General features: G+C 64.5%; 13 protein-coding genes. 12 read left to right on the top strand and 1 reads right to left on the bottom strand.

The annotated features are described in order from the left end of the window. Window positions 1–81: 81 nt before the first annotated feature. The 11 genes from CH306_RS16925 to CH306_RS16875 are packed head-to-tail and all read left to right on the top strand — an operon-like array spanning window position 82 to window position 10,658. Window positions 82–1,317 (top strand): sedoheptulose 7-phosphate cyclase, encoded by a 1,236-nt coding sequence (locus CH306_RS16925; protein WP_094647260.1) that lies wholly within the window; start codon window positions 82–84, stop codon window positions 1,315–1,317. Next, window positions 1,314–2,351 (top strand): ketoacyl-ACP synthase III family protein, encoded by a 1,038-nt coding sequence (locus CH306_RS16920; RefSeq protein WP_032395031.1) that lies wholly within the window; start codon window positions 1,314–1,316, stop codon window positions 2,349–2,351. The genes CH306_RS16925 and CH306_RS16920 overlap by 4 nt, the downstream gene beginning before the upstream one ends. Before the next feature lie 4 nt (window positions 2,352–2,355). Then, on the top strand, window positions 2,356–3,546 hold the full coding sequence (locus CH306_RS16915) for an MFS transporter (protein ID WP_094647258.1): 1,191 nt from the start codon (window positions 2,356–2,358) through the stop codon (window positions 3,544–3,546). After that, entirely contained in the window at window positions 3,543–4,538 is a 996-nt protein-coding gene (locus CH306_RS16910; RefSeq protein ID WP_032395029.1) for a zinc-dependent alcohol dehydrogenase, read from the top strand. The genes CH306_RS16915 and CH306_RS16910 overlap by 4 nt, the downstream gene beginning before the upstream one ends. Next, entirely contained in the window at window positions 4,531–5,349 is an 819-nt protein-coding gene (locus tag CH306_RS16905) for an SDR family NAD(P)-dependent oxidoreductase (RefSeq protein WP_094647256.1), read from the top strand. The genes CH306_RS16910 and CH306_RS16905 overlap by 8 nt, the downstream gene beginning before the upstream one ends. After that, window positions 5,346–6,245, top strand: coding sequence for an NADP-dependent oxidoreductase (locus CH306_RS16900; protein WP_094647254.1), 900 nt, complete (start codon window positions 5,346–5,348; stop codon window positions 6,243–6,245). The genes CH306_RS16905 and CH306_RS16900 overlap by 4 nt, the downstream gene beginning before the upstream one ends. After that, window positions 6,242–7,039 carry a VOC family protein gene (locus CH306_RS16895; RefSeq protein WP_094647252.1) on the top strand — a complete coding sequence of 266 codons (798 nt, stop codon included), beginning with the start codon at window positions 6,242–6,244 and terminating at the stop codon, window positions 7,037–7,039. The genes CH306_RS16900 and CH306_RS16895 overlap by 4 nt, the downstream gene beginning before the upstream one ends. Further along, window positions 7,036–7,923: a TIGR03619 family F420-dependent LLM class oxidoreductase gene (locus CH306_RS16890; RefSeq protein ID WP_094630745.1), complete on the top strand. Its 888-nt coding sequence runs from the start codon at window positions 7,036–7,038 to the stop codon at window positions 7,921–7,923. Before CH306_RS16895 ends, CH306_RS16890 begins: the two co-directional genes overlap by 4 nt. Next, complete coding sequence (locus tag CH306_RS16885) at window positions 7,920–8,588, top strand: HAD-IA family hydrolase (RefSeq protein ID WP_094647250.1); 669 nt, start codon at window positions 7,920–7,922, stop codon at window positions 8,586–8,588. The genes CH306_RS16890 and CH306_RS16885 overlap by 4 nt, the downstream gene beginning before the upstream one ends. Then, entirely contained in the window at window positions 8,585–9,544 is a 960-nt protein-coding gene (locus CH306_RS16880; protein ID WP_094647249.1) for an ROK family protein, read from the top strand. Before CH306_RS16885 ends, CH306_RS16880 begins: the two co-directional genes overlap by 4 nt. 10 nt (window positions 9,545–9,554) lie before the next feature. Continuing rightward, window positions 9,555–10,658: an alcohol dehydrogenase catalytic domain-containing protein gene (locus CH306_RS16875; RefSeq protein WP_094647247.1), complete on the top strand. Its 1,104-nt coding sequence runs from the start codon at window positions 9,555–9,557 to the stop codon at window positions 10,656–10,658. Between the two features lie 17 nt (window positions 10,659–10,675). Here CH306_RS16875 and CH306_RS16870 read toward each other — a convergent pair whose 3' ends face one another. Further along, window positions 10,676–12,421 carry a TerD family protein gene (locus CH306_RS16870; RefSeq protein WP_094647245.1) on the bottom strand — a complete coding sequence of 582 codons (1,746 nt, stop codon included), beginning with the start codon at window positions 12,419–12,421 and terminating at the stop codon, window positions 10,676–10,678. A gap of 838 nt (window positions 12,422–13,259) precedes the next feature. Between CH306_RS16870 and CH306_RS16860 the strand changes: the two genes are divergently transcribed. Next, on the top strand, window positions 13,260–13,547 hold the full coding sequence (locus CH306_RS16860) for a helix-turn-helix domain-containing protein (protein WP_306436745.1): 288 nt from the start codon (window positions 13,260–13,262) through the stop codon (window positions 13,545–13,547). The last annotated feature ends 57 nt before the right edge of the window (window positions 13,548–13,604 follow it).

Raw genomic sequence — 13,604 nt, 5'->3', positions numbered from 1 at the left:
CTGCAAGAACTTCGGTTCGGCGCCGCACGGAAGAGAGCGAATACAGCCCGAGAGTGCACATCACCGTCCAGGGGGATCGAAATGCGTAGTGCCGCTTCATTCAAACTCGGACTCAGTCACAGCGCAGACACCGACTCGGCGTGGAAGGTCGAGGCGGTGAAGCAGGTCGAGTACCACGTCATCGCCGCACGGAACCTGTTCGAGACGGAAAACGCCCAGCTGTTGACCGGCTGCAGCGCAGCACCGCTGACCCGGGGAGACAGACGCCTCGTCGTGATCGACTCCAATGTCGATCGCATCCACGGCGACCGCATCAGGAGATACTTCGAGCACCACGGGGTGGCCGCATCGTTCGTGCCGATGCGCGCCGACGAAACGGTGAAGGAATGGAGCTCGGTCATCCGCGTCGTCGACGCGATGAACGGATTCGGTATCGACCGACGACGCGAGCCGGTCATCGCCGTCGGCGGTGGCGTGCTGCTCGACGTCGTCGGATTCGCCGCGAGTGTCTATCGGCGCGGCACTCCGTACATCAGAATTCCCACCACCTTGATCGGTCTCGTCGACGCCGGAGTGGGCGTCAAGACGGGTGTCAACTACGGCATGGGCAAGAACCGCCTCGGAACGTACGCCCCCGCCATCGCCACCTACGTGGACCGCTCATTCCTGCGCACCCTCGACGACCGACACCTGTCCAACGGTCTCGCCGAGATCCTGAAGATGGCGTTGATCAAGTCGGTCGACCTGTTCGAGCTGCTCGAAACCTACGGTCAACGCCTGATCGCCGACAATTTTCAAGGTACGTCCAGCGAACTCGACACTGCTGCAACGCAGGTCATTGCCGAATCGATCCACCTCATGCTCGAGGAGCTTCAACCCAACCTGTGGGAGTCCTGCCTCGAACGGTGCGTGGACTACGGCCACACGTTCTCGCCCACACTCGAGATGGAGGCTCTGCCCGCTCTGCTGCACGGCGAGGCCGTCAGCATCGACATGGCGCTCACCTCCGCGCTGGGTTTCCTGCGCGGAAGCCTCAGCAGAGAGGATCTGGACCGAATTCTCACGGTGATGAAACGGCTCGGCCTCCCCGTCTGGAACGACGTGTTGGCCACCGCAGGCGTGCTCGACGCCGCACTCGCAGACACCGTCCGCCATCGAGACGGACGTCAGCGACTGCCGCTGCCCGTCGGTATCGGCGGACACCATTTCGCCAACGATGTGACCAACGAGGAGATCGCGTCCGCGCTGACACTTCTCGCGCGCAAGAACACCGGGCTGGCCAACGGTGAAGTCTCGGTGACGAAGGTCGCGTCATGAAGTGGGACAGCCTGTACATCGAGGGCTTCGGGTCCTATCTACCCGAAAGCCGAGTGCAGGCGGCCGATATGGTCGCGGCGGGGCGATTCGACTCGGTCGAGCACCAGAAGACCGGGCAGACGTCGGTCGCGGTCTCGAATCCCGACCTCGGCGAGTCCGCGCCGGACATGGCCGTCCTCGCGGGCCGAGCCGCGTTGCAGGACAGCGGAATCAACACTGACGAGATCGATCTTCTGGTACACGCTGTCGTTCTGCACAACGGCCTGGAGGCCTGGAACTGCGGTGCGTACATCCAGAACGAACTCGGCATCGACGACTGTCTGCCCATCGAGATCCGCACCGCATGTGCCGGCGCGATCGTGGGCATGGAGATGATCGGTCGTTGGTTCGACGGACGGGGCAAGGGATTGGTGACCGCGTCCGACGCATGGCGAATGCCGCTGTTCGACCGGTGGAAGTCCGACAGCGGACTCGTCTACGGCGACGGTGCGGCCGCCGCCGTCGTCGGCCCCGATCTCGGCCCGTTCCGCATCCTGTCGACATCCGTGGTCAGCGATGCGCACCTCGAACAGATGCACCGCGGCTTCGACAGCCTGGACATGCCGGTCTACGACACCGACGGGCCCATCGACCTGAGAGCACGCGTCGCGGGCTTCACCGCGACACACTCCATCGACGAGTTCTGGTCCCGCAACGCAGCGGCTCTGTCCCGTTGTGCCGAAACGGCACTGGGTGACTCGGCGACCCATCACGGCGAGATCGGCAGGTGGATCGTCCCGAACTTCGGCAACGTTCTGCTGCGCAAGCAGTGTTTCGAGCCTCTCAAGATCAAGCCCGACCAGACGCTGGTCGAACTCGGGCGCGAGATCGGCCACACCGGTGCTGCCGACCCGTTGCTCGGCCTCGACCTGCTCCGGCACACCGAAACCCTGCAGCCCGGTGACCGAATCATGCTCACCGGCATCGGCGTCGGGTTCACCTGGGGATGCGCAGTCGTCGAGTACACCGGCCACGACAACACCACGAAGGGATAGACCAATGGTCACCGAGACACGTCACGAAGCGCCCGCGGTCAACGCGAACGCGGCCATCATCTGGATGCTGCTCGCAGTGTTCGGGGTGGGGACCGTCGAATACCTCGTCGCCGGAGTTCTACAGGACATCTCCTCCGATGTCGGTGTGAGTGATTCGACTGCGGGCCTGCTGATCACGATCTACGCCGTCACGGTGGTCATCGGCGGCCCCCTTCTCACCATCGCCACCACCAAAGTCCCTCGCACCCCGCTCATCGCCGCTTTGATGGCCTTGTTCGTCATCGGCAACATCGGCACCGCACTGGCCCCGAACTTCGCGAACCTCGTGGTCTTCCGAATCATCACCGCACTCCCCCACGCGACGTTCTTCGCACTGTGCCTGGTGTTGGCAACATCGTTGGTGGAACCGGAATTTCAGGGCCGCGTCATCGCACGCGTGACGCTGGGGCTCAACCTCGCCACCGTCCTCGGAGTTCCGTTGGGGACGCTGATCGGCTCGCAGCTCGGTTGGCGTTGGTCGTTCGCCATCGTCGCGCTCTTCCAATTATTGGTCACCGCCGCCTTGATCGCCTCGACCCGACGAGCAGCACCGTCACATCAGACCGGCAGTGTCACTTCGGAACTGAGCGTGTTCACCCGCGGACCGGTGTTGTGGGCAATCGGTCTCACGGCGCTGAGCCAGGCCGCGCTGTTCGTGGTGTTCACCTACATCGCGCCCTACCTGACCGATCACGCCGGCATCTCCGCATCGACCGTCACCATCGTGCTGTTCGTCTTCGGCGTCGGCTCGGTGGTCGGCAACCAGCTCGGCGGATACTTCGCAGACAAAGCACTGGACAAAACGCTGTACACGGCGCTGACGGCACTCGCGGGCGCACTCGTCGTCCTGTTCCTCTTCGGCGGCACAGCATGGTTCGCGTTCGCGTGGATGTTCGTTCTCGGTGCCGCGGGCTTCTCGATCATCCCGCCACTGGCCTCGAAGTTGATCGGCGCGGCCAGTGAAGCGCCCCACCTCGCGGCCACCGTCAACATCGCCGGGTTCCAACTCGCCAACGCAGCGGGTGCCTGGATCGGTTCCATCGCCCTGTCGGGAGGCGGCAGCGTCTCGGTCCTGCCTGCCATCGGAGCGGTCCTCGCCGTCGGCGCGGTGGTGCTGCTGTTCGTCAGTCGTCGCGCGTCACGGGTGGCCGCATGAGAGCCGCGGTGATCGACGCGCCGCATTCCGTTTCGATCGTCGAGCTCGACGCACCGGTCTGCGGCCCGGACGACGTCGTGGTCGCTGTCTCGTACGTCGGGCTGTGCGGTACGGATCTGGAACTGTTGCACGGCACGTCCTCGTACCTGACCGACGGGAAGACGTCCTTTCCGCACCACTTCGGCCACGAGTGGGTCGGCGTGGTCGAACGGACGGGCAGCGGCGTCCGCGATCTCGATGCCGGTGACGCGGTCACCGGAAGCACCATGCTCTTCTGTCAGTCCTGCACGGCCTGCGGATCGGGTAAACGAAACCAGTGTTCGGATCTTCGCGAGGTCGGCCTCTACGAACACGGCGGTGCTGCAGCACAATTCCTCGTCATGCCGCGGCGCGCCGTGGTCTCGCTGGGACGGGTGACAGCCGAACCCGAACATGTCCTCATCGAACCGCTGGTGACCGTACTCGAAGCTGTCGACGCGGCATCGGTGTCGCCGGGCGATCGGGTCCTCGTCGTCGGGGCGGGAACCATCGGCAGTCTCGCGGTGGCCATGCTCTCCCGCTACCCCGTCACCGTCGACATTCTCGAACCACGATGCATCGAGCACCTCGACCCGAGCGCGGTGGCTCGGACCTTCACCGAGGCCGACGCTCTGACCGGGCCCTACGACATCGTCGTGGAGGCATCGGGCGGCGTCGGCGCACTGAGCACTGCAATCGGGGTACTGCGCCCCGGTGGAAAGTGCATTCTCGTCGGCGTGGCTGCGCACTGCGAGTCCATCGACCCCGGAGCGGTTGCGCTGGCGGGTATCTCGATCATCGGGATTCGTCACGGTGTCGATCACTATCGCCGTGCTGCGGCGCTCTTCCCGCTCATTCGTCCCGCCCTGGCGGCGCTCATCGACAGCGTGGTCCCGTTGTCCGACGCCAAGGCGGCCTTCGATCGTCTCGAAAGCCACAGGTCACGCCCGAAGGTGGTGATCGCAGTTGAGTAGACCCGGCTACACCGTCGTCACCGGTGCCAGTAGCGGAATCGGACGTGCGATCGCCGTGGCCCTCGCACGCGAGGGACACAACCTGATCCTCGGATACGGCAACGGCACCGACCGAGTCAGTCGACTGATCGACGATATTCGAGCGTCGTATCCCGTCGACGCGATTGCGCTCCAGCTCGATCTGCGTGACGCGCGGGCCACGGTCGCCGCAGTCGAGGGCGCGATCGGCACGTTCGGCGAGATCCGATGCCTTGTCAACAACGCCGGCGTCAACGACCGGTCCTCGGCCGACGGTCTCGATGTCCAACGGATCGAGGATGTCCTGGCGATCAACACCGTCACGCCACTTACGTTGGCATCGGCTGTCGGTCGTCGCATGATCTCGGACGGCATCGCGGGCTCGATCGTCAACGTCACCTCGGTTCACGATTCGGTGCCCATCACCGGCGGCGCGATCTATTGCGCCAGCAAGGCAGCGTTGGCTGCGTCGGGGAAGGTACTCGCGCTCGAGTTCGCGCGGCACGGTGTTCGGGTCAATTCGGTGGCTCCCGGAGAGACAGCAACCGCAATGAACGGAGTTGTCGACGAATCCGCATACGCGGAGATTTCGAGGCCGGCCATTCCCCTCGGCAGGCCCGCCGGGGTGAACGAAGTTGCCGCCGCCGCAGTCTTTCTCGCCGGACCGGCATCGAGTTACCTCACCGGTACCACCATCACCGTCGACGGCGGCCTCGTGCTGACCGCCGCGGAGGAAAACGCACGGTACGCGGGCGAGTTGGTGCCCGCAGCCGAACGAGAGGAGATCGCATGAAGGCCGTTGTCATCACCGCCAAGGGTGAACCCGAAGTACTGACTGTCGCCGACGTGGACGAACCCGTCGCCGGACCGGGAGACATCACGGTGTCGGTGGCTGCGGCCGCCGTCAATCCGGTCGACCTCAAGACCCGCTCGGGATTTCTACCGATCGAACTGACGTACCCCGCGGTCCTCGGTTGGGATGTGTCGGGCACAGTCGTCGCCGTCGGACAGTCGGTGACTCGATTTGCACCGGGCGACACCGTGATCGGGATGGTTGCGCAGCCGGCACATCGTTTCGGTACCTATGCCGAGCGTGTGGTCGCCGACGAATCTCTGTTCGCACACGCGCCCACCGGCGTCGGCGTGGCGCATGCGGCAGCGATCCCGCTCGCATCTCTCACCGCCGTGCAGCAACTCGACAAGATCACCCTCTCAGCGCACTCGTCGGTCTTGGTGACCGGGGCTGCGGGCGCGGTGGGACGCATCGCGTCGGCGATTCTGATCGGCCGCGGCCACCGAGTGGACGCCCTCGCGCGAGAGTCCGACACCGAGGATCTGCTCGCGCTCGGCGCACGCCGAGTGTTCGCGAAACCCGTCGACCTGCAGGCCGGTGAGTACGACGCCGTCGTCGACACCGCAGGCGTGGTCGAGACCATCGACTCCGTGCGCGACGGCGGCGCGTACGTCTCGATCGAGGACGGCGACCAACCACAACCACAACGCGGGATCACCCCGGGCAAGAGCTATGTGAACGAGGACGGACCGGGACTGGCGGAGATCTCCGCGCTCGTCTCGGCGGGCACGCTCACTGTCCCCGTTGCCCGCGAATTCGGATTCGACGAGGCCCCGCAGGCGCATGCGCTCCTTGCGGCCGGTGGAACCCGAGGAAAGGTACTGCTGATCCCATGACCACGACCGAAAGAATCGAAACATCGCTCACCACAATAGGTATCACTGTCCCGGACGCCCACCAGGCCGCTGACTTCGTCGCGTCGCTCGTCGGCTCGACTGCCACCGACGATGCCTCGGTGCCGGTCTCGGGCAGCGTCACCGTCGAGTTCACGTCATCGGCTTCGGCCGAACAGACCCCGCCGCGAATAGTCGATGTGGGAACCAATCACCTGTGCTTCACCGTCGGAGACATCGACGCTGCAGCGGGTTACCTCGATGAACAGCAGGATGTTTCGTTGCTCGGCGATGTGATCACCGTCCCCGAGGGTCCGATTGCCGGCAACAAGTGGATCTACTTCAGATCGCCGTGGGGCACGTTGTTCGAGCTGCAGCAGTGGCCCGAGACCCCGGGCTACTTCGGTCACACCGACGCCCGGCTGCATCATCGACGTGACGATATCCCCTCGGCGCTGCTGCCGGCCTGCCGAGGGCTCGACCATTCCGGGTACAGCGTGGCGGATCTCGATGCGACCATCGCGCAGCTGGTGGCCTCGCACTCCGCAACCGAGGTACTGCGCACCGAGATCGAAGCAGACCGCGGCTTCATGCGAGCGCAATTCGATCTCGAAGTGGAAGGTACGTCCAGGATGGCAATGGTCTCGGTCGGTGAGCTCAATGTGGAACTGTTCGAGCATCACATCGGACGCAAGCACGGTGCCCGGCCGCTGACGGCCAACGGTGGCAATTTCCTCACCCTGCCCACCAGTGATCGAAACACCGGCGCACGTCGACTGTTTCCGGGTGCGCTGTGAAGTACGGACTCAATCTGCCGAACTTCGGGCCACAGATCGATCCGGACGGGCTCCTCGGGTGGGCACGCACTGCCGAATCGGCCGGATTCGACAACATCCTGCTCTCGGATCACGTGGTACTGACCGACGATGCGAATCGCCGCTCCCCCGCGCCGTTCTACGAATGCCTGACGACGCTGTCGTGGCTTGCCGGGCAGACCGACTCGATCCGTCTCGGTAGCGGAGTGCTGATCGGAAGCCATCGCCATCCGGCATATCTCGCGCATGCCACCGCAACGATCGACCGGCTCAGCGCCGGACGACTCATCGTCGGAGTCGGCGTGGGTTGGACGGCGCAGGCGTTCGACGTTCTGGGTGTTCCGTTCCACCGCCGGGGCAGGCTGACCGACACCACACTCGACACCCTGGCAGCCGCCTGGGCGTCGGAGACCTACGAATCCCCCGGTGCCAGCGGCACATCCCGCCGTATCCACGGTGGGCCGATGCCGGTGCAGTCGCCACATCCGCCGCTGTGGATCGGTGGCAACGGCCCGGCGGCGATCGACCGGACCAATACCCGCGGCACCGGTTGGCATCCATTGCACCCGTCGAGACAACTGTGCATCGCAGGATCGCGAGCCCTGCACGAGGACAAGGAGTTCGTCCCGAGAATCTACTTTCTCCCCACCGACACTCCGGTGCAGTCGCCCAATCGTCCCCTCGGGTACGGGACCGTGGACCAGATCCGTACCGACATCGAATTCCTCAGCGAATTGGGTGCCGGCACCGTGGTTCTCGATACCGACCCGGGCGACCAACGACTACGCCGCTCCACCGCAGACGATCTCGAGCTCGTCCGCTACGCCGGCGACGCCTTGGGGATGCGAGCGGAGGCAACGGTATGAGTCTGCAGCCCGGTCCGCTTCGCGGATCCATCACGGCAGCTGCATTCCTGTTCGACATGGACGGCACACTCGTCGATTCCCACGAGTCGATCGAGGCGGTGTGGTTCGAGTTCGCCGAACGCCACGGCGTCGACAAGGCCGTGATGACCAAGGCCCTGCCGGGGCGACTGGCCGCCGACATCGTTCTGCGTGTACTCGGCCCCACTGCAGACCTCCGTGCCGCGCTCCGATGGATTCGAGAACGCGAACACCAGAACCTGGTGCCGGTTCGGCCCATCGCCGGTGCGCAGACGTTTCTCGACGCGGTGCCACCGGACCGATGGGCGGTGGTGACGTCGGCGTCGCGTTCGATGATGGTGCGACGCCTCACCGCGGCCGGACTTCCGACGCCGCGTGTTGCCGTGTGCGCCGAGGACGTCGCCGTCGGCAAGCCTGATCCCGAGGGATTTCAGTATGCCGCAGAGCAATTGGGTGTGGCGATCGAGTCGTGCATCGTTTTCGAGGATGCCGACGCCGGGATTGCCGCAGCTCATGCCGCCGGCGCGCGGTGCATCGCGATCGGCAACGAGTCCGGTCCACAGGTTGCCCGCGTACACGACTTCGAATCGATGCGGGTGGCGCTAAGCGACGGCGGTCTGGTGATCGACGTGGACGGGGTGACGTGAGCACCACCGTCTCGGTCGATCTCGGCGGGACGTGGCTGCGCATCCGACACGGCGATGCCACCGAGCGGCTACCGTCTCCCAGCTCGATCAGGCAGCCCGGCACACCGTCCGACGAGCTGTTGGAGCAACTGGTGGATACCCTCGATCTCCATGTTCCGCAGGGTGCTGCGGCCAACATTTCGTGTGGCGCTGCGCTCGACGAGCAGAACGGTGTTGCCCTCGGTTCCGGGCCCCTGTGGGGAGGCGCGCCGACCGGTGAGATTCCCCTGCTCGACGTCCTGACCTCTCGACGCCCCGATGTGCGATGGAGGCTCGTCAACGACGTGACGGCTGGGCTGGCGTCGTTCGCACTCGGGTTCGCTCGACCTACCGACCGTCACATCGCCTACCTCACGATCAGCAGCGGAATCGCCGCGCGCACTGCAGTTCTCACCGACAGAACCATCCCGGTCGACCACCGAGGTCTACAGGGTGAGATCGGCCATCTGCGGGCAATGAGTTCAGCCCCGGAGGCAGTGCGGACGTTGCCCTGCGCATGCGGCGGCATCGGGCACGTGTCGTCCATCTCGTCCGGCCCCGGAGTAGAGGCGGTGGCGGAGGTACTCGGCATTGGTTACGACGTCGATACCTTCGCGGCGTCGCTTACGGCCGGACACGCAGACGCGGCCAGGTTGCTACGGATTGTGGTGGAACCGATCGCCGAACTGATCAGGACCATGATCACCCTCGACCCGCGCTTGGACCGAATCGGCATCGGCGGTGGCGTCGCGGAGGGACTGTGCGAGTTCTACGGACGTGAGCTCGAGGAACAACTCGCGGAGACACGCTCGTACGCCGACTCCCTCACCTCGGAGCGTGTCGCCGAGATCATCCACCTCTGCAAGCCCGGCGACATCGACACTCTGGCCGGAGCCGATGCCATCGCCGACGGCTATCTGCGCGCCATCAAGATCTGAAAGAGACTCCATGACAACACAATCGACTCATCGCGCCATCGTTCGTCAGGGCAGCCACTCGACCGTCGAAGTGCGTCGGACGCCGACGCCCGGGCCGGGAGAGCTGCTGATTGCCCCGGAGTCGGTGTCGTTGTGCGGGACGGATATTCAGATCGTGCGCGGTGACCGAGACGATCCGTCCCCGATCGTCGGGCACGAGGGGGCTGCCCGTGTCGTGGAGGTCGGTACCGGGGTGTCGGGGTTCGCCGTCGGCGATCGTGTTGTCGTCAATCCGACGCACCCACACGACTCGTCGTTCCTCCTCGGCCACAACGTCGAGGGGTTGTTCCAGCAGCGCGTCGTCATCGGCGCGTCCGCTGTCGGCGGCGGATTGGTGTCGCTACTTCCGACCGGTTTGTCCAGTGCCCGGGCGACTCTCGTCGAACCGTACGCCGTCGTGCGCTACGCGCTCTCGTGCCTGGCGAGGGAGTCCCCGGAGACACTGCTGATCTTCGGGGACGGCTTGATCGGCAATCTCGCCGCCACGCTCGCTCGGTCCGTCCTGTTCCCCACCGTGGACGTCGCGATGGTGCACCGTACCGAACTGGGTACGAAGTGGACTGCGAACCATCTCCCGTACGTGAAGAACTTCGCCGTCGATGACGAGTGGGAGCGATACCTCACCGGATCGGTCGCAGTACTCGTGGCCACCCATCGCGCCGGGACGGTGGCGTCCATCGACGCGGCTCTGCGACGTCTCGGCGATCGAGTGGTGGCGGTACACCCGATCGGCGGGGTGCCTGCCAAGGCCACCTCCGATCTGCTCCCCGGCGTGGATATCGCCGGCGTGCGGCAGGCCAATACCGGCGGCCCCACTCCGCCTGCGGTGACCACGTTCACGCGCGGCTCTCACCGCGTGGCGCTGACGGGCAACCGGGGCGTCACGAACGGTCAACTCACCGCAGCAGCAACGGCACTGACATTCGCCGAGGACTCGATCGATGGACTTCTCACCCACCGACGCGGGATAGACGAGGGCACGGCATTGATGAACACCATCTGCGAGCAACGAACGCGAATCGTCGACGACGAACTCGTGATCCGATTGGTCGTGGACCTCAACAGCCACGACTGACCGCTGCTCGCATCGGACTACTCATCGACCTCGACGCCGTATCTGACGGCTAGTTCCGCCAACCCGTCGTCGTAGCCCTGACCGATGGGCCGAAAGCGCCAACCGCTCCCCCGGCGGTAGATCTCGGCGAGCAGCATCGACTGTTCGGTCGTGGCTGCGTCGAGCACGGCAGTGGCGACGGTCGAATCGACTCCATCGAGCGATACCGAGACCGCGCCGACATCGCCGAACGTCCTGTCGCCGTCTATGGCTGCGGCGACGACGATGCGTGCGCAGTCCTCGGGAACAAGTGCCAGATCGATCCGCACACCCTGCTCACTGTCACCGTCGATCGACATCGAGACGGCACCATCCGAGGTGGCCGGAGCATTGTAGAAGACGAAATCCTCGTCGCTGGAGACCAATTCGTCGTCATCGACCAGGAATGCGACGACGTCGACGCCGACCTGTCCGGAGTCGACGGCGCGCCAGGAACTGTTGACCGTCAGCACTGTCCGATCAGGGTCGAGGTCGACGACGCCACCCCGTGGCACCAGCGGGGTGATTCGAGGCCGCCGAGCAGGCAATGGCGCAGGCACCTCGATCTTCAGTTCACGGTCGATCGATGCGGGCGTCAGCAGCGTCAGGTCCCGTTCTTTGACCTTCGGCATTCGGGGATCTCCGTCGCCGCCGTCGAGGATCAGGATGTCGGTCACGCCTGCACTGAGATTCACAGCCGGTGTGGCACCGAGTTGGATCAGGCGCGACCGCATCAGCACGGACTCAGCGTGGGAACCACCCATGACCAGGACCCTCCTTGCCTGCCAGGGCTTATCGACGGGAGAGGGCTGCTGCACGGGTGGCTTCGGCTGGGTCTGCGGCCGAGTACCTTTCGGCGTTCCTGGCTGCACATCCCGGAGCAAGTCGAGCAACTCCGACTCCGAGATGATCCGAAGGCCATGGGCGCGAGCCCGTTCGACCTTTCGGCTTTCCGTTGTGGGATCCGAACACACCACCACGCTGGTGAACCGGCTGACGGAGTTCATCACGTCCAGGCCCGCTTCGGTGAGCTGCGCGGCCAAACGCAATCGCGGAATGCGCGTGTCGCCGCTGATCACGACTCGCATGCCCTGAATCAGACCGCCGTCCTCAGCAAGAGGACCGGGGTTCTCCCACGTGCAATGTGTGCGAGGAACGGTGTCCGGATACAGAGTCAGGCGCTCGGTGCACGTGACGACGGGAAGGGGAAGTTCGAGCGACCTGGCCAGTCGAGCGCTGTGGGTGAACACCTGCGCCAGCACGCGGGCATCGTCGTAGGCGTCGTGTGCATTGGACTGCAACACTTTCCAGTGCGCGGCGAGGGTGGATAGCTTGTGGTTGGGAGTATCGAGTTGTAGTCGCCTCGACAATGCCACGGTGCACAATCGTTGCTTCGTCGGCATGTCGATGCCCGCACGCATCGATTCGAGCTTCAAGAAGCCGTGGTCGAAACTCGCGTTGTGCGCGACCATGGTTCGACCGTCCAGCAAATCCATGAGTTGCGGGGCGATCATGTCGAACGTCGGTGCACCGGCGAGTCGTTCGGGCGTCAGTTTGTGGATGTGCACCGGACCGGGATCGCAGCCCGGGTTGACCAGAGTCGACAGTTCGCGTCCGACGCGTCCGTCCTCGTCGACCGTCAGAGCGGCCACGCTGAGTACCCGATCACGGGACGCCTTCAGACCCGAAGTCTCGACATCGACGACGACCCACCTGTCGCTGCCGCTTCTGAGCGCGTTCCTCACAGAGCTTCCACCTTCGACCGCGTCGGACAATGGTGGTCACTATGCCGTACGGGCGATCCTCAGTACGGAAAATGCCGATCGCGGGTCCCTCTATTCACACTGCGGACCGGTGATGTAGCCCTGCTAGCAGCCATACTGGGTCTGTATGTCTCCGCTGGTCGGCTCCTCGCCGCACAGAACTCCGCACCGCTCATACCCATTCACCACGCCATCACCGTTTCGATCTTCGGACTCGTCGTACGGATACCCGGACTCGGGCGACGGCGCGGTCGCAGCACATCTCGGGTCGTTCACCGCGTACGAGCCATCGGTGAAGACTGCGGTGCCGCCGTAATCGCAATATCTCAATTCAGGAGCCGCAGGCGCGACGAACGTGTCGCATTCGGCTTCGTACCCTGTCGTTCCGTCTGAGTACAAGGCGGTGCCGGATTGATACAGGTCCAAGTCTCCGCACTCGTAGGTGACTGGTTGAGGCTGAGGAACAGGCGGCGGTTCAGGTGCCGGCGGCACGTCCACGTTGGAGGTCGGCGATGCCGACACAGTGACGCTGGAACTGCTCGTCACAGGAACAGCTTCGCTCGGTGTCTCGTTGGGGCTCGAGCAGCCGGCGCAGACCAGAGCTATTGCGGTGATTGCAATGAACATTCTCGTGGACATGCCAACTCCGAGCCGGTCGAGACTGCATGGGCCCGTCCTCGGTACAGGCCATGTCGGCTCAGTATCGCCGGGAAATGCACGCGAAAACGCATGATTCGATGTTCGGATCGAGCGCTATGCCTTAATACGCAGGCCCAAGCGGGTTCCACACGACAACTTGCACGGGTAATCTCCTCTATGCATGTCGATGCAAGCACAAGGAGCAAATGTGGCCACCCCACGACGACGAACCCGACTGCATTCGAGTGAGCTGGCCGAATCCTTCGTCGCTCGTCGGCATCAATTGCGCCTCACTCAAGCAGAACTGGCATTGCTTGCAGGAGTTGGTCGATCGACAGTCCAAGCTCTCGAAGGCAGTAAGGACTCGGTCCAACTCGACGGTCTAATCGCAATTGCGGATGCTCTGGGCTGCAGCATCTCTCTGAACACTCGGGCTGATATCCCCGTGCCGCCGCTCGATCCGCGTTGACAACAGGCTGCACGCCCATTGGCAATCTGTTCGGAGCCTGGTCGACTGACACGGATC

This window comes from Rhodococcus sp. 15-725-2-2b, from assembly GCF_002259075.1.
Taxonomy (GTDB): Bacteria; Actinomycetota; Actinomycetes; order Mycobacteriales; family Mycobacteriaceae; genus Rhodococcoides.
This window is presented reverse-complemented; position numbering and strand designations above follow the sequence as displayed.